The 21,217-nt window shown below is 41.4% G+C and carries 21 protein-coding genes; 12 read left to right on the plus strand and 9 right to left on the minus strand.

Annotated elements, in window-relative coordinates; all coding sequences use genetic code 11:
- The 11 genes from BCU94_RS05850 to BCU94_RS05900 all read left to right on the plus strand — a co-directional run.
- Positions 1–1,471 (plus strand): cytochrome C (locus tag BCU94_RS05850; protein ID WP_102475884.1); only part of this gene is annotated, 1,471 nt, incomplete at its 5' end.
- A gap of 85 nt (positions 1,472–1,556) precedes the next feature.
- On the plus strand, positions 1,557–1,988 hold the full coding sequence (locus BCU94_RS05855) for a rhodanese-like domain-containing protein (protein WP_102440243.1): 432 nt from the start codon (positions 1,557–1,559) through the stop codon (positions 1,986–1,988).
- Between the two features lie 74 nt (positions 1,989–2,062).
- Positions 2,063–2,836, plus strand: a complete 774-nt coding sequence (locus tag BCU94_RS05860) for an FKBP-type peptidyl-prolyl cis-trans isomerase (RefSeq protein WP_102475885.1) — start codon at positions 2,063–2,065, stop codon at positions 2,834–2,836.
- A gap of 76 nt (positions 2,837–2,912) precedes the next feature.
- Positions 2,913–3,653, plus strand: a complete 741-nt coding sequence (locus BCU94_RS05865; RefSeq protein WP_133149782.1) for a nitrite reductase — start codon at positions 2,913–2,915, stop codon at positions 3,651–3,653.
- A gap of 67 nt (positions 3,654–3,720) precedes the next feature.
- Positions 3,721–4,428 (plus strand): 4Fe-4S dicluster domain-containing protein, encoded by a 708-nt coding sequence (locus BCU94_RS05870; protein ID WP_102475886.1) that lies wholly within the window; start codon positions 3,721–3,723, stop codon positions 4,426–4,428.
- Position 4,429: 1 nt separating this feature from the next.
- Positions 4,430–5,377 (plus strand): NrfD/PsrC family molybdoenzyme membrane anchor subunit, encoded by a 948-nt coding sequence (nrfD, locus tag BCU94_RS05875; protein ID WP_102475887.1) that lies wholly within the window; start codon positions 4,430–4,432, stop codon positions 5,375–5,377.
- Between the two features lie 105 nt (positions 5,378–5,482).
- Positions 5,483–5,983 (plus strand): nitrous oxide reductase accessory protein NosL, encoded by a 501-nt coding sequence (locus BCU94_RS05880; protein ID WP_102440251.1) that lies wholly within the window; start codon positions 5,483–5,485, stop codon positions 5,981–5,983.
- Positions 5,984–6,093: 110 nt separating this feature from the next.
- A complete protein-coding gene (nosD, locus tag BCU94_RS05885; RefSeq protein WP_102440248.1) occupies positions 6,094–7,476 on the plus strand; it encodes a nitrous oxide reductase family maturation protein NosD in 1,383 nt (460 codons plus the stop codon).
- A gap of 6 nt (positions 7,477–7,482) precedes the next feature.
- Positions 7,483–8,385, plus strand: coding sequence for an ABC transporter ATP-binding protein (locus BCU94_RS05890; RefSeq protein WP_102440249.1), 903 nt, complete (start codon positions 7,483–7,485; stop codon positions 8,383–8,385).
- Positions 8,386–8,394: 9 nt separating this feature from the next.
- Positions 8,395–9,216, plus strand: a complete 822-nt coding sequence (locus BCU94_RS05895) for an ABC transporter permease subunit (RefSeq protein ID WP_102528039.1) — start codon at positions 8,395–8,397, stop codon at positions 9,214–9,216.
- A 220-nt stretch (positions 9,217–9,436) separates the two neighbouring features.
- Complete coding sequence (locus BCU94_RS05900) at positions 9,437–10,714, plus strand: winged helix-turn-helix domain-containing protein (RefSeq protein WP_102475888.1); 1,278 nt, start codon at positions 9,437–9,439, stop codon at positions 10,712–10,714.
- A 108-nt stretch (positions 10,715–10,822) separates the two neighbouring features.
- Here BCU94_RS05900 and fre read toward each other — a convergent pair whose 3' ends face one another.
- Complete coding sequence (gene fre / locus BCU94_RS05905) at positions 10,823–11,521, minus strand: NAD(P)H-flavin reductase (protein ID WP_102475889.1); 699 nt, start codon at positions 11,519–11,521, stop codon at positions 10,823–10,825.
- 80 nt (positions 11,522–11,601) lie between these two features.
- Positions 11,602–13,083: a 4-hydroxy-3-polyprenylbenzoate decarboxylase gene (gene ubiD / locus BCU94_RS05910; protein ID WP_102475890.1), complete on the minus strand. Its 1,482-nt coding sequence runs from the start codon at positions 13,081–13,083 to the stop codon at positions 11,602–11,604.
- Between the two features lie 528 nt (positions 13,084–13,611).
- On the opposite strand from ubiD, the gene BCU94_RS05915 reads away from it, so the two are divergent.
- Positions 13,612–14,262 carry a hypothetical protein gene (locus BCU94_RS05915; RefSeq protein WP_102475891.1) on the plus strand — a complete coding sequence of 217 codons (651 nt, stop codon included), beginning with the start codon at positions 13,612–13,614 and terminating at the stop codon, positions 14,260–14,262.
- A 1,158-nt stretch (positions 14,263–15,420) separates the two neighbouring features.
- Here the strand turns inward: BCU94_RS05915 and BCU94_RS05920 are convergent.
- From BCU94_RS05920 to BCU94_RS05950, 7 genes are all read right to left on the minus strand, one after another.
- The gene (locus BCU94_RS05920; protein ID WP_102475892.1) at positions 15,421–15,720 is read right to left on the minus strand and encodes a transposase; all 300 of its coding nucleotides are present in this window, start codon (positions 15,718–15,720) and stop codon (positions 15,421–15,423) included.
- Positions 15,721–16,196: 476 nt separating this feature from the next.
- Positions 16,197–17,558: a magnesium transporter gene (gene mgtE, locus BCU94_RS05925; protein ID WP_102440096.1), complete on the minus strand. Its 1,362-nt coding sequence runs from the start codon at positions 17,556–17,558 to the stop codon at positions 16,197–16,199.
- Positions 17,559–17,756: 198 nt separating this feature from the next.
- On the minus strand, positions 17,757–18,029 hold the full coding sequence (locus tag BCU94_RS05930) for an HPr family phosphocarrier protein (protein ID WP_102440123.1): 273 nt from the start codon (positions 18,027–18,029) through the stop codon (positions 17,757–17,759).
- A 25-nt stretch (positions 18,030–18,054) separates the two neighbouring features.
- Positions 18,055–18,903 (minus strand): RNase adapter RapZ, encoded by an 849-nt coding sequence (gene rapZ / locus BCU94_RS05935; protein ID WP_102475893.1) that lies wholly within the window; start codon positions 18,901–18,903, stop codon positions 18,055–18,057.
- Entirely contained in the window at positions 18,900–19,343 is a 444-nt protein-coding gene (gene ptsN, locus BCU94_RS05940; protein ID WP_102440098.1) for a PTS IIA-like nitrogen regulatory protein PtsN, read from the minus strand. The genes rapZ and ptsN overlap by 4 nt, the downstream gene beginning before the upstream one ends.
- 2 nt (positions 19,344–19,345) lie before the next feature.
- A complete protein-coding gene (gene hpf / locus BCU94_RS05945) occupies positions 19,346–19,633 on the minus strand; it encodes a ribosome hibernation promoting factor (RefSeq protein WP_076539186.1) in 288 nt (95 codons plus the stop codon).
- 24 nt (positions 19,634–19,657) lie between these two features.
- Positions 19,658–21,142: an RNA polymerase factor sigma-54 gene (locus tag BCU94_RS05950; RefSeq protein WP_102440099.1), complete on the minus strand. Its 1,485-nt coding sequence runs from the start codon at positions 21,140–21,142 to the stop codon at positions 19,658–19,660.
- Positions 21,143–21,217: the final 75 nt, after the last annotated feature.

Consider the following 21,217-nt stretch of genomic DNA (forward strand, 5'->3'; position numbering starts at 1 on the left):
TATTTTGGCTGATGGTATTACGCCTGACATGATCTACGCAACTGTGGGTACACCACGTACTAAATACGGCTTCATTGATGCATGGTTAGTCCGTGGTACTTACCATATTCGTGACGGCTTATTGAGAGATGGCAGCGGTAAAATGGTCGCTGGTGGTAACCAATTCTCACGTGGTTGGGCTGAATGGTTAACGCCTGAAATGGCTGCCAAAATTAACGCAGTTATCCCAGAATTTCCTGAAACTAACGATGGTAAAGCATTTGGTCCAAGTGGTTCTCACCAAGTGGGCATGAGCTCATACGGTGCGAAGTATGAAAAAGAAATGTTGTTCCAACCTGCAAGCTCTTACTGTGAAGTGTGTCATAGCTTCAAGTTCGACTTCGAAACTAAAGATGAATACTTAGCTGCTTTAGGTGACCCTAAAAAACTACAAGAACATACCATTTCTAAAGGTATTGCTTGTGAAGAATGTCACGGAGCAGGTGGTCATCTCGATGGTGGTAATGGCGGCGGAATGCCTTCGAATTGTGAACGTTGTCACCAACGTTTTAACTTCGTTGATGAGCTAGCTGATACTGAAGAAGGCCAAGATAAACTTGAGTATGCTTTTGGTGTGAAAATGAAGTCTGCATGTCCATCATGTGGTACTGAAGGTTCGCAAATGTTCGCTTCTATGCATTATGAAAAAGGCATGCGTTGTGCGACTTGTCATGATCCACATGAAGTTACAAGCAACGATTGGAAGTCTGGTTATACCAAACCGAAAATGAAGAAAGAGTGTTCTGACTGTCACGCAGCGCAAGCTGAAATCGCAGCAAACACTAAGACTCATAGCGACCAAAGCTGTACAAGTTGTCACATGCCTAACATGGGCAGTTGTGAAAACTTCACCGCAATGCAGTTCCCTGATCAAGCTGGTTTCGACGCGGTTCGTAAGTCGCACATGTGGAAGATTGAAATCGACCCAACTCAGAAGACATTGAACCCACCAGAAGGCAAACCTCGTGAATCTACTGTGAAAGGTTGGACTGTTGCGAAGAATGCTAATGGTAATAACTACTTAGATTTAATGTGGTCTTGTGCTCGTACTGCTATCTCTGATGATAATGTCGTTAATGGTAAAGGTTGTCACAGTCAGTTCCAATCAGAACTTGATCCAAGCCTACACTACGAAGATCAACAAGAGATCTACGGCGAAGTGATGAAGTTCCAAACGCCTATCAAAGAAACTTACGCTCAAGTTGTCGGCGCTCTTGACACTATCGACCAATTATTAGAAGTGACTAAGTTATCTGTTGAAGATAAATCACAAGTTCTTCTATTGGCTGATAAAGCACAAGATGCAGTGACGCTGCTTGAAAAAGATGGTTCTTGGGGTGTCCATGGTGCGCGTTATACCCATAAACGTATTGATGCAGCACTCACTTACGTGACTCAAGCTCAAGCCATTATTAATGGTAAAAAAATGTAAAACCCTAATGGCTACTCACGTATGTGAGTAGCCATTTTTTAATAACTCGGCGTCAGCCGATGCCGAGATATTTTGAGAGAAAACCATGAAAAAACTACTTAGCAAGATTTTGATTTCAGTATCGTTGTTCGTCGCAGTGCAAGCACAAGTGTTTGCTGGTGCGGGTGGGGATCTCATTCCAATTCCTATTAATGACATTCAGCTTAATCCGATTTCAATGCGTGAAGCTGAGTCGTTAGTGGGCAATGAAGATGTTTATTTTTTTGATGTAAACACATTGGAGTTATGGGCTGAAGGGTTTATCCCTGGTGCGGTGTACTTCAACGTTAAGAACTGGAAAAAGTTACTTCCCAAAAATAAGGATGCGGTGATGGTGTTCTACTGTGCTAACACTTTATGTACTTCAAGTGCGATGGCTGCACGAGAAACAGTAAAACTAGGTTACACAGGGGTTAGACATATGGCCGATGGAATTTACGGCTGGCGATTGTCAGGAAGAGTAACAGAATTACCTTAACCATTTTATTACCTATTTAAGACCTGATGATGTGTTGTCGCTGGGTCAATCTATTTTCCAAGAGAGAGTGCCAAATGAAATTATTAAAGAAAAGTACCTTAGCCATTGCAACGTGTATGACATTGGTTTTATCAGCAGGCAGTTTTGCTGCTCAAAACGTAGAAAGCGATGTTGAAAAACAGTCTTACAGCATGGGCGCTTCTATTGGTAATTACCTATCAAGCCAAATTTATAACCAAACGGAGCTTGGCGCTCAAATTAATGTTCAATTGGTGATTGATGGTGTGATTGATGCGCTTAAGAATGAACAAAAAATGTCTGATGAAGATGTGCTGACTTACTTAAACGATCGAAGTGAACTACTTAATTTATTGAGTAGCCAAAAAATGCAACAAATTGCCCTTGAAAGTAAAAAAGCCAGTGATGCTTTCTTAGTTGAAAACAAAGCGAAAGATGGCGTTAAGGTGACGGGTTCTGGCTTGCAGTATGAAGTGATAAAAATGGGTGAAGGCAGAAAACCTAACCCTGAAGATGTGGTCACTGTGAAGTACAAAGGCACATTAGTTGATGGGACTGTATTTGATGAAACGACAGATCCAGTTCGTTTTGCATTACTGACAGCCATTGCTGGTTGGGAAGAAGGTTTACGCTTGATGCCTGAAGGCTCAACCTTTCGTTTTGCCATTCCATCTGAGCTAGCGTATGGCAAAGACGGTGCTGGTGATATTCCTGGTGATACCGCATTAATTTTTGAAGTGGAATTAGTTAAGTCTGAAGCACCGAGTGAAAACGCAAAAGGTATGGGCCTAACAGGTATGGGCATGAACGGCATGATGGGCTCTCACTAAGCTTTTACTAACAACAAGTTGTCATTGAAATTTTGGTGATAACTCATTAATTAAATTCAAGAAAGAAGAGACACTTATGAATATTCTGGCCTTAGGTATAGCAGTATGTCTGAGTATATTTATCGGACTCTTCTGGTTTCATCACAGTGTATATAACCGTAATTTGAGCAGCACTGTGATGAAACAAGCCAATAAAGTGGCTGACGGTAACAATGGCGAGCATTGCCTTAAATATGATGAATTTAAGCTTGCTGGTTCTTATCAAAGTCCATTATGGATGTCAGTCGCTGTATTGATTTTTTCGTTATCTATATATGCCAGTGGAGGACATTTCCAAGGTTGGGATAAAGGTCAGGCAGATGAATCGGTGGATTACTTGATTGCAGCCAGTATTACTAAAGGGCGAGATCAAGTTCAGCAACAACCACAAAATGAATTAGCGCTTATTTCGTTAGCACAATCATATGCAGAAGGCGGTTTATATGCTGACTCTGTGACGACGCTAGATCAGTTAATTGAGCTAGTGGGTGCTGATGCTGAGTTATTAGGCATAAAAGCGACATCAATGTATTACCGAGATAGTCGTCAGTTTTTACCTGAGACCAAAATGGTCATTGATACAGCGTTGAGTTTTCAACGTGATGAGCTTAATACCAGATTGCTACTCGCAACAGATGCTTACCTTAAGGGTGAATATGTTGACGCGATAGATCACTGGCGCATCTTACTGACCAATCAAACTCAATCTTTTAATAGACAATCTATTAATAACGCAATTATGAAAGCCGAATTTAAATTAGATGAATTGAGTCGATGATTCGTCATTTGAATTTGCAGCGAACCAATAAATACCAGTCAGCGATAGCTGCACTAGGGAGGATGTTGTGAGTGAAAATATAGAAAGACGGAGGTTTCTAAAAGGTATTGGAGCTGCTTCTTTAATTCTGGGCCCTATGGGCTGTACTTCAGTTAAAGATGACAACGAAGATGCTAACAAACCTCATTACGTTATGGTGTTTGATCAAAATAAATGTGTCGGTTGTGGTGAGTGTAAAGAGGCATGTAATGTCGCAAATAACTTACCTGACGGCAAATCAAGAATGTTGATGGAACATCAATCTGGCGGTGTTGAAGGGCAAGCATGTCCACATTGTGGCAAAGAAGAGTGTAACTGCGAACGTAAGTTTGTTCGTGTTTCTTGTCAGCAATGTAAAAACGCGCCATGTGTCAGTGTATGTCCTACAGGTGCGGCACATAAAGATCCTAAAACAGGGATCGTCACCATGGACGCAAGTAAATGTGCAGGTTGTAAATACTGTATTGGCGCCTGCCCATACAATGCACGTTTTATTAATGAAGAAACTGATGTGGCTGATAATTGCGATTTCTGTTTAAACAGCAAATTATCAAAAGGTGAGTTACCAGCTTGTGTACAACAGTGTAAATATGATGCGTTGATCTTTGGTGATGCTAACGATCCAACCTCATACGTTAATAAATTATTAGCGGTGAAAGACTCTGTGCGTATGAAGCCTCAATTTGGTACTGAACCAAGCCTTCGTTACATTCCAGTTGTTAAGTTGGGGGTATAAGATGGACGGTTCAATGGAGTTTACCATGGGGCTATCTGAAGGGGTTGCATGGCCTTGGCCAATTGCTGTTTACCTTTTCTTAGCCGGTATTTCAGGCGGTTCTTTAGTGGTTGCTTTAGCAATTCGCTTTTTTAAAGGCCAAACTGAAACTACCCCACTGTATAAAGCTGCCAGCTTAATCTCGTTTGTGACGATTGCACTGGGTATGTTATGTCTGGTTTTAGACTTAACCAACCCATTGTTCTTCTGGCGTATCTTGGTGTTCTACAACTTCACATCTGTGATGTCAGTAGGGGTTATCGCTTTATGTGTGTACATCCCACTTACGGCAGTGTTGTGTCTTTATGCCTTTGAAGATGAAATCAAATCGATTCCAGCATTAAGTATCTTGTTGCCAATCATTAACATGCTAAAACCAATTCGCAAACCTTGCGAAGTTGCAGTGTTAATTCTAGCGGCAGCAGTGTGTGCTTATACTGGTTTCTTGATTTCAGCGTTAATCCGTTTCCCACTGATTAATACAGCAGTATTACCTGCTTTATTTATTGCTTCGGGTGTTTCAGCGGGCGCGGCAGCATCAAAAATGGTGTCAGTATTCTTGTTTAAAGAAGACATGCATAGCAGTGAACTTAAAATCCTTCATGGGGCTGAATGGCCAATCATGATTGCCGAAATTTTGTTTATTTGCATGATTGCGATGTCTTTAGCGACAGGTAATGCTGGTGCACAATTAGCCTTTGAAGCATTTACAGCTGGCGTATGGGCAAATCTATTCTGGATTGGTGTTGTAGGTATTGGGTTCTTAGGGCCTATTTTACTTAACTTTGCCACAGGTAAAACTTTTAGCCATTCCGCTAAAGCATTTTACTTATCAGGATTTTGTGCCATTAGCGGCATGATGTGCTTACGTTTGTTTATCCTATATGCAGGACAGACCTACGCTATTTAACGTTTGCCTGAATCACCCTCAAGCCACATGACTTCCCTTAGTTATTTTTGAGGGTGATTCTTTTTAATATGAATGATTTACCCAGTGTTTCAGTTGGAAATTGATATGAAAAAAATACTATCTTTATTATTGGTGCCATTTTTATTTGCTTGTACTCCCGAAAACATAGTGGCTGAAGTTGACCGTCATGCTCACCAAATTCATGAGCATGATCGCTGTCATATGTGCGGCATGATGATCACCAAATATCCTGGGCCTAAAGGCCAATTAAAGCTGAATAATGTCGCTAATGCCCCATCATTTTGCTCAACACGAGACATGTTCAGCTTTTTGTTACAGCCAGAAAATACCCGTCAGGTGAACCAAGTTTGGGTGCATGATATGGCCAAAACAGACTGGGATAATCCCAAAGATGAATTCTTTATTGACGGTAAAACAGCGACATATGTTTATGGCACCAGTCGACAAGCGGTGATGGGCCCAGCTGTAGCCTCATTTAGTACTGAACAAGCAGCGCAAGATTTTGCCCGTGAGTTTGGTGGGGCTGTATTGAAGTTTGACGACATTACCATTGAATTATTAGGCGAGAATATGAGCCATCATTAAGCCTATAAAAACAAAGGTGTTAGCTTGGTAAAGTATTAATGTTTTTAATTTACTAAAAGTCATTAGCTAAGCAAATTCAGATAATTGGTTAGATGAAAGTGAGAAACTCCATGGGTAAATTTGTATTGATTTGGTGGTGGATTATTGGTGTATTTACTGCACCTATTACGCTTGCTGATTCAATGGAAATAAATGTTAATCCACTAGTCAAATCTGTTTTATTGCAAGAGATTATTGACGACGCGAGTGCTCATGACCGCATTGCTTTGAGTAATCAAACCTATCTTGGTAATGCGATTATTAATAAGCCCCTCACATTAATCGGTCATCCCAGGTCAATTATTGATGCTCAAGGTCAAGGTAGCGCCATCACGATTGCCAGTAATGACGTCAATATTAAGCAATTAAACATTCTCAATTGGGGAGACGATCAATATGAACTGAATGCAGGCATATTGATTAATGATGGCATGACAAACATTGTGATCGCTGACAATGTACTCACTGGCGATGGCTTTGGCATTCGCGCCGATAATAGCCATCATATTGAAATTTCTCACAACCTGATTAGCGGCGATGCTGAACGCTTTGTATTGGATAGAGGCGATGGTATTTATCTAAAACGTGTGGATCATGCTGTTATCAATGGCAATGTAATTAAAGATGTAAGAGATGGCGTGTATCTAGAATCAGGTAAACACAGTTTAGTCACCAATAATCAATTTTCTAAGCAGCAATACGGTATTCATTACATGTATACCGAAGATGACGAAGCCTTTAATAATGCAGCCACAAAAGTCGATGGTGGTTACGCATTAATGAACTCTAAGCGGATTAATCTACATCATAATCAAGTTAATGGTGCTGCGATATTTGGTGTGTTGCTAAACATGACCAATGACTCAGACGTTCAAGCCAATCATGTGAATAATATCGTTAATGCAAACCCTAAAATGCCAACGGGCGATGAAGGTAAAAGCATGTTCATTTATGGCGCCCGTGATAACCGTGTTTATAACAATGAATTTGCTAATAGCGAAATTGGTATTTATATGGCGATGGGCGGCGAAGGCAATCAAATATATCGTAACCAGTTTATTAATAATCAAGCTCATGTGAAGTATGTCGGCGATACGATTGTTGAATGGAGTCATAAAGAACAAGGGAATTATTGGAGCGGTTTTATCGGTTGGGATCGAACAGGTGATGGGTTTAGCGAGCAAGCTTATCAGCCAAGCGATCATTTAGATCGTTTGTATTGGCTTTATCCTGAAGCGCATTTTTTATTGAAAAGTCCTGTGGCTTCTTTGCTGCGCTGGACTCAGCAGCAATTTCAAATTATGCCGGAAGCAGGTGTGATGGATAGTTTTCCAATGATGAGTCCGACTGCAAATTCCAATATTGGTTATGCCGCTGAACTAGCAGATTATTCATATGTAAATTCAAACATAGTTTCAACAACTCAGCCTTCTGAGCATTCGTTAAATAAGTAGGTTTTTATGCCAAGAAATTCAGTTATTCAGGTTCAGAACCTCATTAAACAGTACGGTGAATTTACTGCCGTAGGCAATATCAGTTTACAGGTACATGCGGGGGAAACGTTAGCATTGCTGGGGCATAATGGTGCAGGTAAATCTAGCCTGATAAAAATGCTGTTAGGCATAGTAAAACCCACATCGGGCCAAATTACCATGATGGGTAAAACGGTGACTCATGAGAAAGATCGCCGTCAGATCAATCTAGGTTACCTACCTGAAAATATCAGTTTATATGAAAAGCTCACCGGCAAAGAGGTGTTGAATTATTTTGCCGCGTTAAAGCGGATTGATAAATCAAAAGTTCTACAAGTACTCGAAGAGTTTGGCCTTGAGCATGCGCAAGATAATCCGGTTAAAAGCTATTCAAAAGGCATGAAGCAGCGTCTAGGTTTTGCCCAAGCAATATTGTCATCTCCTGATATTTTATTACTTGATGAACCTACAGTTGGACTTGATCCACAGGCCTCACTGTTTATGTATCAAAAGATTGATGAACTCAAACGCCAAGGTTGCGCCATTGTAGTGTGTACCCATGAGTTGGCAGTTGTTGAAGATAATATTGATCGTGCTTTTATTATGGCTAACGGCATGGAATTAGCCTCTGGCTGTGTAGAGACGTTGCGCCAATTAACAGACTTAAAAGTGTTGTTTAAAGGAGAGGAAATTAATCAAGCGATAGCAGAGGATGAGTTTTTAAATACATTGGCTGTGAATAATCAATTATTGATTCATCAGGTAGATAAGCCAAGAGTCATGCAGTATCTCACGCAGCATTGTGGCGTTTATAACTTCTCTATTGAAGAACCTGGTTTAAGTGATATTTATCATCACTGCATGAATAACCGTCAGCAAAACGTTGCTTGAGGAATTATGATGTTTACACCTATTTTAACCATCGCCAGTAAAGAAATTAAAGACAACTTTCGTAATCGTTGGGTTGTGTTTATCGGTCTGATATTAACTAGTTTATCCTTAATAATTTCATTTTCAGGTTCAGTTGTCACGGGTGAGTTAGCTGTTCCAGAGCTGCCAATGTTAATGGCCAGTCTAAGTTCCATTGGAGTATTTATTTTACCATTAACGGCTATTTTGTTGAGTTATGACAGTTTTATTGGTGAAGAAGAGTCTGGTACCTTGCTGTTGCTATTGTCATACCCTTTAAGCCGCAGTCAGATATTATTAGGTAAGTTTGTTGGCCATATCACTGTGCTAGCTTGCACTATTGTATTTTCTTTTGGATTAACAGCTGCACTTATTCATGTGTTTACTGGCACTGAATTGTCATTATTGTTGCCGTTGTTCTGTCATTTAGTGTTTAGCAGTATTTTACTGAGTATGTGCTTTGTATTAGTGGGTTATGTGGTGAGTTTGCAGGTGGCTGAAAAAGCTAAAGCCATTGCTATTTTATTGTTTATTTGGGTAGCGGTTGTATTGGTTTACGACCTTATTTTACTCACACTTATGGTAGCGGAAACTGTGGAGCTTTCTAGTCAACTTTTACAGGTAATGATATTGCTTAATCCAAGTGACATTTTCCGCGCTCTGATGTTAGTTGCTGCCCCTCAACAGGATACTAGCAGTAGTTTATCGTCGTTAGTTCAATTTCCTCTGTCTAACTTGTATATCGCATTAACAATATGGGTTGGGGTAATGATGTTGATTTCACAAAGTTTATTTCATCGGAAAATATTTTAACTGCAATGCTTAATTTTAGAGAATGAAATGGTTATTCATTCACAATGTTAATAGCAGTAATTAACAAAAATATATTTTGAGGTATATCTATATAAGTGTTTGTATTATCTGATTTTAAAATATTTTAAGACTGAGTCGGTAATCACATATTTTTGATAAGATATGAATTATGATTCATGTGATTTCAATTGACTCAATAGTAAAACTTTAGGTGCAGGCAGTGCTAAAAATTACTTCATATTTAACACTCGATACTTCAGCCAAGCAGCTGATTAATCATCTTAATGATGAGAAAACCAGTCTGACTTTTTCTGAAAATGCAGTATTAATTAAATTATTAGATAATAGCGAAGAAATCTGGACAAAAGAGCACCTATTGGCGGAAGGATGGCCTGATAGGGTGGTTGCGCCTACCTCATTAACTCAATGTATTAGTACATTACGCCGTAAATTAGAGCCTTTTTCTGAAATTCATTTAAAAGCTGTCGCAAGACGTGGCTACCAGCTTCATATTGATGAACGCAGTCATGTGAAAATGGTTTCTTTAACTGACTCCGGTACGATTAGAGCTGCTTTTTTAGATGTCAGCGTGATGGTCAAAATTGCTGGAGCGTTATTTGTTATTGGATTAATCATTCTTGCTTGGTATCAATGTGAGTACCATAAAGTCCTTAAAAATACCGCATTTTGGAGCAGCGACAAGCAAGTTGAGATTAATATTGGTGGCTTAGAAGAAAGCGCAACTTTATTATACAAAAACGATACTGATCAACTGCATAAATCTAAGTGGCAGAAACATATTGCGCCTGAAAGTAACTTTGTCCAAGGATTAAAGGGCTTTAGTGCTTTTGCATTGACCAATGGCAACAATTATTCATTTGCTGCTTGTCCTGGTTATTCATTAGATGATTGTGATGGTGTTGGGATTATCAATATCAATGCGCTATCTCCAGAGCCTGCTGGCTTGAATATGCGTGAATTTGTACCGTTAACTAAAAAAATGGAAGAACGTATTCGATTTAATCGAGTGCTGATCCCAAAAGATAGCGTTGGCAATATTATCGAGCATCATTACCATGCTGACGTGTATTTTCCCGCAGCAGGTGAGAAGCTTATCCGTGGTGATTTTAGTCTCTCACTTGTCTATGACGGTGAAAAGAGTGGCCAAATCTATACCACGATCTGCATCACTGACGAAGATTGCAGTACGACGCCAATTAAATGGAAAACCCGTGGTACGTTTAATCAATATGAACAAACCATTGGCGATTATGAGGTTGACGTTTTCTATAGCAAAATAGCTCAAAAAGAGTTTATAAAGCCAGACTTCGTTACCCCGTCGGCAATGCGCTTTTACCGTGAAATTCGTCGAATGGATATTCAAGAAACCGAATTGATTTTCTTTAGAGTGCATTCCACTGAGAATACCGCTGTATGGATATTCCCTTTTATGGATGGACTTGTAGCTTGGTCTAAATATGAGAAAGTACAATTCTAGCCATTAGTTTAGCGTACTGAATAATTGAGTTTTAGTGCGAAGAAATAATGGGGGTAAACAAAAAGCCGACTAAAATAGTCGGCTTTTTAATGGGTAAATCAATTAGGCTTATTTGATAAATGCGAAGGCATCACCATAAAGGTGAGCTTCTTCTACGCCCATACCGCGAAAGACTTCACGGGCGGCGCCAACCATATCGAAACGGCCAGCAATATAAATGTCGTAACCCACTAAGCTGATATGATCTTGGTTTATTTGCTCAAGCAAGTTGGCTTGTTTACCATTCCAGTTAGCTGTCGCTTCTTCAACAACGGGAATAAACTCTAACCATTCATGGTTTGCATGCCATTGGCGGGCAATGTCTTGGTAGTACATGGCTTGCTCGTTACGACAACCCCAGTAAAACTGTGTTTTTATTGTATGGCCGCTAGCAATTTGCTGCTCAATAATACTCTTAATGTATGAAAACCCCGTGCCGCCAGCAATCATGATGCGAGGGCGTTGGCTGTCTTGACGAAAAAAAGCCTCACCAGCAGGGGCTTCAATATCAATAAACTCGTTGTTTTTTAGGCGCTCAACCACTTGCATTGGGTAGCTTTCTGATACCGCGGCGCCAATGTGCAGCTCAATTAAATCAGCGTTAGGTGCAGAGGCGATAGAAAAAGGACGTTTGTCTTTTTCTCCCATAACGATGGATAAGTATTGCCCTGCTTTGAAGTCAAAAGGGACTTCTGGTTTAAGTATGACCTGAAAAACAGCATCATTAAATGGGGTGATCTTTTCAACTTTACAGCGAATGGTGTTCATCTAACATCCTTGGTAGCCCTTTCTTTGAAGGGTGTTTTTATTTTATTTGTAGGGTAGAGGGTTAACTCTTTAGCTGGGCATTATAGCGTTGGGCTATCATCAATACCTAATTCGTCCCAGATTTGATCCACTTTATCTTTTACTGCTGGATCCATCACAATTGGCGTGCCCCATTCTCTGTCAGTTTCGCCTGGCCACTTATTGGTCGCATCTAAGCCCATTTTTGAACCTAAACCGGCAATAGGCGAGGCAAAATCAAGGTAATCAATCGGCGTATTATCCACCATTACGGTATCTCTTGTTGGGTCCATACGGGTGGTAATCGCCCAAATCACATCTTGCCAATCGCGGCAATTGACGTCTTCATCAACGATGATGATGAATTTGGTGTACATAAACTGTCGCAAGAACGACCAAGCGCCCATCATTACCCGTTTGGCATGACCGGCATATTGCTTCCGAATTGAAATTACTGCCATGCGATACGAGCAACCTTCAGGCGGCAAGTAAAAGTCGATAATTTCAGGATATTGCTTACGTAAAATCGGCACAAAGACTTCGTTTAACGCCACACCTAACATGGCAGGCTCATCCGGTGGACGACCTGTGTAGGTGCTGTGATAAATCGCATCTTTACGCTGGGTCATATGGGTGACGGTGAAAACTGGAAACTTGTCTGTTTCGTTATAGTAACCAGTGTGATCGCCATAAGGGCCTTCTTCAGCCATTTCTTCAGGGTCAATATAGCCTTCTAAAATGATTTCGCTGGTGGCTGGGACTTCTAAGTCGCAACTGATGGCTTTGCACACTTCGGTGCGTTCACCACGCAGTAAACCCGCAAAAGCATATTCGCTCATTGAGTCTGGCACAGGTGTTACCGCGCCTAAAATAGTCACCGGATCGGCGCCTAATGCCACCACCACAGGGTAGCGCTCACCTGGGTGTTTTTCTTTGAAATCTTTAAAGTCTAATGCGCCGCCGCGGTGATCAAGCCAGCGCATAATCAGTTTGTTTCTGCCTAATAGCTGTTGGCGATAAATCCCTAAGTTTTGTCTTTTTTGGCGCGGACCTTTAGTAATGGTTAATCCCCAAGTCACTAGAGGCGCCACATCGCCAGGCCAGCAATGTTGTACCGGTAATTTGGTTAAATCCACCTCGTCACCAGTTAATACCACTTCCTGACAAGGTGGGTTACGTACTGTTTTTGGCGGCATGTTTAACGCTTGTTTGAACTTAGGTATTTTGGCAATAGCGTCTTTAAAGCCACTTGGCGGCTCAGGTTCTTTTAAAAAAGCTAGCAATTCACCCACTTCACGCAAAGCCAGTGGGTCGTCTTTACCTAACGCCATAGCAACACGTTTTGGAGTGCCAAATAAATTCACTAAAACTGGCATGTCGTTATTGGTTGGGTTTTCAAATAACAACGCAGGGCCGCCAGAGCGCAAGACGCGATCGGCAATTTCAGTCATTTCTAGATTGGGATCAACAGCATAACTAATCCGCTTTAGTTCACCATTAGCTTCAAGGTGATCAATGAAGCTACGTAAATCCTTAAAACTCATGGCTTATTCACTCTATTGTTAATCGCTCTTTGGGGCGCACTATAGCATTTTTCTAAAATAGGGTTAAGCGATGTTTATTTGTTGGTCGTTGATTTTAATTAACCTGCTCATAGCTATTGCCCGCGTATCTATCAGCATTTTTATAAAACTGGGTTAAGCGATGATTATGGGTTAGATGTTGATTTGAATTAACCAGATCGCGCCGGTATCTATGAGCATTTTTCTAAAATAGGGTTAAGCGATGTTTATTTGTTGGTCGTTGATTTTAATTAACCTGCTCATAGCTATTGCCCGCGTATCTATCAGCATTTTTATAAAACTGGGTTAAGCGATGATTATGGGTTAGATGTTGATTTGAATTAACCAGATAGCGCCGGTATCTATGAGCATTTTTCTAAAATAGGGTTAAGCGATGGTTATTGGTTATAGGTTGTTTTGAGCTAGACTTGTTTATAGGGTAATTGCCATTTAATTGCCCTATATTAGCTGCTGTAGAAAATGCTGCTTAGGTACAAAGGGGGGCGTGAGATGAACAAAGAAGCACAACAGACACTGCCAAAGACCTGCTTTACGGCTTTATATCTGATGAGCTTAAAAGGGTATATCTCAGTAACTGTAGGCTTGAGTTTAATGCTTGGCATAAGCACTAATGCCCAAGGGGCTAATGCTCAAGACGCGAGTCCCCACAAGATTTCAGCTAGCATGCAAGCTTTTGATGGCTTGCCGCAACTGCGATATCTTACATCCGATCGTCATCATGGTCATTCACGTCATTCACGTCATTCAGGTTCATCAGTGCGCTGGGGCGTCGGTGTGGGGTGGAATAACGGTTGGCGTTACCCTTATTATAACCGGTGGGGAAATCGATGGAATAATGGCTGGGGCTATGGCTGGAATAATGGCATAGGCTGGAATAACGGCTGGCAAACGCCCTATCGCTATGATTACTATGATCGCCATTACCGCAGAAACTATGTGCAACCGCAGCAACATCAAGTGGTGTCTCAACCGAAACGATCCACCACCAGTATTGAATACGCCAGTGGCTTAACCCAGCTACCTGAAAATGCCCGCGCTATCCAAAGAGACGGCAGAACAATTTATCAGTGGCAAGGGCAAGAGTATTACTTTGACTGGTCATCACAACGCTATATGAGATTAGCCGCAGAAAAAGACTAATTGAGTGGCGCTGTTTCTACATAGGCTGAGAACGTTTATAACGTTTAAAGATAAAAAAGCCCTGATGGATCCTTCCATCAGGGCTTTTTGTGCATTGTCTACCGACAAAATGTATCGGCATTAAAACTGTTGTTGATGAAAACTTATTCATTCGCTCACTACGAAAACTGGGGAGAGAAGCAGTTGCTCATGTCCAAATAGTCGTCAACGGACTCAATAGGTTTGATAGTAGAAAGCCATTCCATGAAGTAAGGGGTATAGAATGTTTTCATAATCAATAGTCGCTGGGGACGACCATCAATCAAATCAAAGCTATTGGTTGTTAAATTAGTTAATACTCGTAATACATCTCCTAGTTTATGCTTTTTAATATTTCCCCTTATGACTTCCATTCATCAGAGTTACGCTGTTGCTTGCCTACGACATATTATTGTTATTATTCCTTGTTGCAGGTATTCAATTCAGTGACCATGCAAGCATGGGGGAGAGTGCTGTCACCTTGTTGAAACGGATAAATTAGCCATGTTGATAGAAGTATTACCTTGGGCGCTTAAGCCCTAATAAAACCTCTATTGCTCACTGCTGGGGAACAGTTAGCAACACATCAAATCTGCCTGAATCTATCTCCAATCACCCTAGTGACATCCTTACCTTAGGGTGGTTTACCTGCCTGTAGGCATACCTGCGACTTATAATTATTGTTAGCCTTGTTGCAGGTTTCAATTCAGTGATACTGCAATCATGGGGGGAATGCAGTCACTGAGCTTGAATAAAATTGACAAGCTTGATTGTTTAAAAGCCTTTATCGTCGGAATATTAGCTTCTTAATAAGTGCACTTGGGGTGGTGCGCTTATCGAATCAAACCTGCCGGAACCGTTATAAAATCAATTCGTTTTGTCTTTACTGGCACTAATGACATCCTTTCATTAGCACCGGCCTTACACTGCCTTTTGGCATTCCTGCGACCTATTATTATTGTTAGTCCCTGTTGCAGGTTTTTAGCTTACATAGCTGCTTTATATCAGCTTTTTATGTAATAAAATTGACAAACCTGAGGGTGAACAGCTCTATATTTTACAATAGATTTGTCGCTAATTAATTGCCGATGGGGGCAGCGTTTAATTCAATCAAGTTTGTCGGAACTGAGTTAATCCCCACTAATTGCTATTAATCGATAACAGCTGCTGATTCAGCTGAGATATCTTAAGTTGTAAGTGAGCTATCTCTGACACTAAAGCGCTTTTCTGTTTAGCTTGTGTACGCTTGCGAGTGGTCACGCCCTCGGCATTAGTTTTTGATGTCATCGCGGTTTCTTTATTTTTAACCCATTGGTAAACCGTTTTTGCTGAGATGCAGTATTGCTTAGCAACATCAGAAATTAATCGATTATGTTGCTTCACTTCAGCGATCACTTGCTGCTGAAAGCTCTCGGGATAAAACTTTGTTTGTGCTGACATATTAGCTCCAAGCATTTAAAAGCGATTAACTTCGTCGGCTTAACGATAAGACTATTCTACTTCCCATAGGCTACAGCCTACATGCTTATAAAAGTGGCACTGATTACGACAAAGATTCAAACATGTGTGTAATAATTTCATCATCGACTCCTGCTGATATTCAAATTTATAAGGCTTAAATTTCTCCACTAAATTGGTCAAATTAAAAGCTACCTCTTTAGTGATACGTAACTCAATGGAATACTTGTGCCAATTATGAAATAAATATTTTACCCTTTTATTACAGTGACTTATTTTTTTAAAGTGTTAGCTCTAAAAAGTGAGCGTGAAACATCTTGGTGCAAAAGTACTATTTTGGTGCGAATTGGTTTTAATTGGTAAACAAAAGTAACCATTAAAACTCTATGGTTTTAAGGCACAAAAAAGCGGCAATAAATGCCGCTTTTTATGCTGATGAGAGAGGGGGTTTTACGGCGCTACATTAAGAAAATGGTCGCTAAGCCTAAAAAGGCGAATAAGCCAATCACATCGGTGACTGTGGTTAGTACCATACCGCCAGCCAATGCCGGATCGATATTGAGTTTTTTAAGTATGAGCGGAATACTGGCCCCCGCTAGTCCGGCAACGGTCATGTTAATGAGCATCGCGCCGCCAATGAGACCGCCCAGTGCCATATCACCTTTCCATAGCCACACTGCAAAGAAGACCAGTACCGACCACATGAGGCCATTAAGAAAACCAATGGCTAATTCTTTACCTATAAGCCAACGGGAGTTACTTTGACCAATATGACCCAAGGCGATACCACGAATAACCAGAGCTAAGGTTTGATTGCCTGCCACACCGCCCATACTAGGGACAATAGTCATTAAAATCGCGATGGTGGCAAATTGCTCTAACGTGCCTTCAAACATATTACTTACTGATGCAGCAAGTAAGGCGGCAAACAAGTTAATGGTAAGCCATAGCGAGCGTCTGAAGGTGCTTTTCATTACTGGGCCAAAGGTATCTTCATCGTCATCCATACCCGCCATCCCCATCATTGAGTGTTCGGCGTCTTCACGAATAACATCGACCACATCATCAATGGTAATACGGCCTAATAATTTTTGTGCTTCATCTACCACTGGGGCCGAAATCCAGTCATGGCGTTCAAATAATTGCGCCACTTCATTATCAGGCATGTCCACAGGGATGCTTTCTAATTCAGGATCCATGATGCTGCGAATGGTTGAATTAGGATCACAGGTGAGTAGATCGGCAAGGCGCACCCCACCAAGCACATGATCGTTGCGATCAACCACATATAAGGTATCTGTGGTATCGGGTAAGTTGCCGCGCTGGCGCAAATAGCGTAATACCACATCAATATTAACGTCAGGACGCAAAGTGACCGTATCAGTATTCATGATACTGCCAGCGGTGTCATCAGGGTATGACAGTGCTTGTTCGACGCGATGGCGGTCTTGACTGCTCATGGATTGCAGTACTTTTTTATAAACAGCATCTGGCAAACTTCTTAAGATGTAAGCCAAGTCATCGGTATCCATCCCTGAGGTGGCTTGGGCTACTTTTTCTGGGGTCATAGCGCTGATGAGTGAATCTTTTAACTCTTCACCGAGTTCTTCTAGGATTTCACCCGCTTGCTCATGATCAATCAGTTGCCATAACACTTGACGAGTTTTCGGCGGTGATGATTCAAGAATTAATGCGACATCGGAGGCGGCCATGTCATGAAGCATATTTCTGACATGAACAAACATACCGCTACCTAATGCTTGTGTAAGCTGATTAAGACGTTGTTCGGTCAGTTCGCTGTCGATGACTTCAATACCCATTGGCTACTCCTGAAAAGACGATGATGAAATGTTAACTTAACTCACCGGAAAGAATGAAGAAATTTCTAATATCTGATGGCTTGATGCGCAATTCATAAACACGCTAATACTGCTTGGTGGTGTGTTGAGTATAGCTAATAAAATAATGGTAAAGGTGAGTCGCTGTGTTTCCTTGGAGATGTTACTGGGCGCAGGCGGTTAGCTTTCTTCGTCAAATTTATCGTTGATTAACTTGCATACGGCCTCAAGGGCTTTTTCTGCATCACGGCCTTGAGCTTCAACAGTAATGATTTTACCAATGCCACTTTCTAACATTAATAACCCCAATACACTGGCAGCACTGGCTTGTTTCTCACCTTGGATAAGGGTGATAGTTGCGTCAAACTCGGTAGCTAAAATTGCCAATTTAGTCGCCGCTCGCGCATGCAAGCCTAGCTTGTTACTGATGGTAATTTGCTTTGAATAGGCCACCGTTTTGGCTGGCGATGTGGTTAGCTTATTCAATGCCAAGCTCTCTATGGCGGGCGCTGACTTTGTGCTTAGAGTTGTTGAAACGTTTAGCGAGCTGATCGGCAATATAAACCGAACGGTGCTGACCGCCAGTACAACCAATGGCAATGGTCAGGTAGCTGCGGTTATTACGCTCTAAATGTGGCATCCAAGTGTCAAAAAGGTTTTCAATTTGCCAGATAAACTTATTCACCAAAGGCTGTCGCTCTAAGAACTCTTGCACGGGCGCATCTAGGCCTGTGTAGGGCCTTAACTCAAGCTCCCAGTGCGGATTCGGTAAAAAGCGCACATCAAACATAAAGTCTGCTTCAGCCGGCATGCCATGCTTAAAGCCAAATGACTCAAAATGTACCACTAATTCTTTATCAACACTGCCTAGCAAGATTTGCCGAACATGATCGCTCAATTCGTAGATATTAGTTTGCGAGGTGTCGATATAGTGATCAACCATTTTGGCTATGGGTTCGAGTAACCGCCCCTCAAGCTTAATGGCTTCTTGTAACGAAATTTGATTCTTAGACAGTGGGTGTAATCGGCGGGTCTCACTAAAACGCTTCAGTAACACTTTATCGTTGGCGTTTAAAAAGAAACTGGTAATGCTGGTATCGTCAGACAGTAAAGCAATTTGCTCTTTGAGTACTTTGCCTTGCTCTTCGATATTACGCACATCGACGCTAATGGCGACAAGCTCGTTACTATCTTTAAGCTGTTCAAGCAGGCTGCCAATCAGTGGCAGTGGCAGGTTATCAACACAGTAATAACCTAAATCTTCAAGCACTCTCAGTGCGACTGATTTTCCTGAACCTGAACGTCCCGATACGATGACAAGTTTCATGCAGTAATAACCTGATAAAGTTCTGTAGCGTCATGACTCTTTCGAAGTCGTTTAAGTATCAATTTATCACTGAGTTTCTCTGCCATGCTAGATAATGTGCTTAGGTGTTGCTGGCACTGATCTGCAGGTACAAGAAGCGCAAATAAAATATCTACAGGTTGCTTGTCTATGGCATCAAAGGCGATTGGCTCTTCGCATTTGATTAAAATAGCAATGGGTTCTTCGATATTATCTAAGCGCCCATGTGGAATTGCTATGCCATTTCCTATACCTGTACTGCCCATTTTTTCACGCGCTATTAGACTTTCAAAAATAGCCTGTGAAGAAAGGGTTGGGTACTGGGCAGCCATTAAATTGCTGATTAATTCCAGTACCTTTTTCTTACTGCCCGGAGTGGCACAGGTAGTGCACGCCGGCTGCAGGATGGTACGAAGTTCCATCGTTAATGCTTAGTGAGTTTCTCTTTATGTTTAATTACCTGACGGTCTAGCTTATCTATCAGGGCGTCTATTGCCACATACATATCAGCGTTACGCGATACAGCAAACACTTCACCGCCTTTTAGGTGCAGTTTGGCTTCGGCAATCTGTTGTAGCTTTTGAACATCGAGCACAACGTGAACATTATTGATCTGTTCGAAGTGTCGTTCAAGCTTTGAAAATTTTGTTTGCACGTATTCCCGTAAAGATTGAGTTATTTCAATATGGTTTCCAGTCAGGTTAATTTGCATAGGTCATCCTCCAATAACAAAAAGTTATAAGCTTTTGCGTTGGTTTGAGGGAGGGATGAGCATTGCCTCTCGATATTTGGCTATCGTACGTCGAGCAACGTTAATCCCTTGTTCAGCCAATAGTGTCGCCATTTTACTATCACTAAGAGGCTTTTTCGGGTTTTCTGCAGCTACGAGCTTTTTAATAAATGCGCGAATTGCTGTAGAAGAGCATTCTCCACCATCATCGGTACTTACATGGCTTGAGAAAAAATATTTTAGTTCAAAAAGTCCACGGGGGGTATGCATGTATTTTTGGGTCGTGACCCGTGAAATGGTCGACTCGTGCATTTCAACCGCTTCAGCAATATCATTGAGCACCATCGGCTTCATGGCTTCTTCACCGAACTCAAAGAAACCTTGCTGAAATTGTACGATACAGTTAGCCACTTTTAGTAAGGTTTCATTACGGCTATCGATGCTTTTGATAAACCATTTAGCTTCTTGTAAATGACCACGAATAAATTGGCTGTCAGCTTGGCTTGAACCGCCTTTGGCCATAGCTGCATATTGCTGATTAACGCCAATTTTAGGCATGTTATCGGGATTTAGCTCGACCACCCAGCGACCATTCTTTTTAAGTACAGTAACATCAGGAATGACGTACTCATCTTTAATGGGGGTAATTTGCAAGCCTGGACGTGGATTGAGCGTTTGAATAAATTCAATGGCTTCACGTAAATCATCTTCTTTAAGCTTGGTTTTACGCATCAGTAACCTAAAGTCACGACCGGCGATTAAATCAAGATGATCTTTAATCAGTAACTTAACATTATCTATGCAAGGAATTTCATTAGGGTATTGGCCTAATTGAATTAATAGACACTCACTTAAATCTCGCGCTGCAATGCCGACGGGATCGAAGTGTTGTACCCGTTTAAGTACAGCTTCAACTTCATCGAGTTCGATATCGTCAGTGCCTAAGGATTGCAAAATGTCTTCAACGCTCTGGGTGAGGTAACCGCGCTCATCAATGGCATCAATAATGGCGGTTGCAATCACTAAGTCATTTTCAGAAAAGGGAGTGAGGTTTTTTTGCCATTCAAGATGCTCATACAAGCCTTCACTGGTTTCGCCTTGAAACGGCATATCATTACCGCTCGATACTGCGCCAGAGCCAGAAGTCGGCGAGGCGGTATACACCTCATCCCATGTGGTATCCATAGGGAGTTCTTCAGGCATAGAATCTTTAGTGAGCGATTCAGTGGTATCAACCGTTGAGGTGTCTTTTTCTATGGTGACTTGGCTATTATCACTAAAATCGGTGTCAGTTTGCAGGGCGTTTTCTTTTACGGGCTCTTTGGCTTTAGTGAATTCGTCTTCAAGCTCTAATAGCGGGTTTGAATCAAGTGCTTGTTGAATTTCTTGCTGTAGCTCCAATGAGGAAAGTTGCAATAAGCGAATCGCTTGTTGCAACTGTGGGGTCATGGTTAAGTGTTGACCCATTTTGAGTTGGAGTGAGGCTTTCATGTACCGCTTGTCCCTAATTGAATTACATCATCGCGACGAACAGTGTGGGCGCTAGTTTATGATCCTAGAAAAATA

The organism is Shewanella sp. 10N.286.52.C2, from assembly GCF_002874545.1.
Classification (GTDB): Bacteria; Pseudomonadota; Gammaproteobacteria; order Enterobacterales; family Shewanellaceae; genus Shewanella.

What these genes read in the sequence shown, in the direction of transcription:
- BCU94_RS05855 (WP_102440243.1), top strand. Translation starts at nt 1,557, where the DNA reads ATGAAAAAACTACTTAGCAAGATTTTGATTTCAGTATCGTTGTTCGTC.
- BCU94_RS05860 (WP_102475885.1), top strand. Translation starts at nt 2,063, where the DNA reads ATGAAATTATTAAAGAAAAGTACCTTAGCCATTGCAACGTGTATGACA.
- BCU94_RS05865 (WP_133149782.1), top strand. Translation starts at nt 2,913, where the DNA reads ATGAATATTCTGGCCTTAGGTATAGCAGTATGTCTGAGTATATTTATC.
- nrfD (WP_102475887.1), top strand. Translation starts at nt 4,430, where the DNA reads ATGGACGGTTCAATGGAGTTTACCATGGGGCTATCTGAAGGGGTTGCA.
- BCU94_RS05880 (WP_102440251.1), top strand. Translation starts at nt 5,483, where the DNA reads ATGAAAAAAATACTATCTTTATTATTGGTGCCATTTTTATTTGCTTGT.
- nosD (WP_102440248.1), top strand. Translation starts at nt 6,094, where the DNA reads ATGGGTAAATTTGTATTGATTTGGTGGTGGATTATTGGTGTATTTACT.
- BCU94_RS05890 (WP_102440249.1), top strand. Translation starts at nt 7,483, where the DNA reads ATGCCAAGAAATTCAGTTATTCAGGTTCAGAACCTCATTAAACAGTAC.
- BCU94_RS05895 (WP_102528039.1), top strand. Translation starts at nt 8,395, where the DNA reads ATGTTTACACCTATTTTAACCATCGCCAGTAAAGAAATTAAAGACAAC.
- fre (WP_102475889.1), bottom strand. Translation starts at nt 11,521, where the DNA reads ATGAACACCATTCGCTGTAAAGTTGAAAAGATCACCCCATTTAATGAT.
- ubiD (WP_102475890.1), bottom strand. Translation starts at nt 13,083, where the DNA reads ATGAGTTTTAAGGATTTACGTAGCTTCATTGATCACCTTGAAGCTAAT.
- BCU94_RS05915 (WP_102475891.1), top strand. Translation starts at nt 13,612, where the DNA reads ATGAACAAAGAAGCACAACAGACACTGCCAAAGACCTGCTTTACGGCT.
- BCU94_RS05920 (WP_102475892.1), bottom strand. Translation starts at nt 15,720, where the DNA reads ATGTCAGCACAAACAAAGTTTTATCCCGAGAGCTTTCAGCAGCAAGTG.
- mgtE (WP_102440096.1), bottom strand. Translation starts at nt 17,558, where the DNA reads ATGGGTATTGAAGTCATCGACAGCGAACTGACCGAACAACGTCTTAAT.
- rapZ (WP_102475893.1), bottom strand. Translation starts at nt 18,903, where the DNA reads ATGAAACTTGTCATCGTATCGGGACGTTCAGGTTCAGGAAAATCAGTC.
- ptsN (WP_102440098.1), bottom strand. Translation starts at nt 19,343, where the DNA reads ATGGAACTTCGTACCATCCTGCAGCCGGCGTGCACTACCTGTGCCACT.
- hpf (WP_076539186.1), bottom strand. Translation starts at nt 19,633, where the DNA reads ATGCAAATTAACCTGACTGGAAACCATATTGAAATAACTCAATCTTTA.
- BCU94_RS05950 (WP_102440099.1), bottom strand. Translation starts at nt 21,142, where the DNA reads ATGAAAGCCTCACTCCAACTCAAAATGGGTCAACACTTAACCATGACC.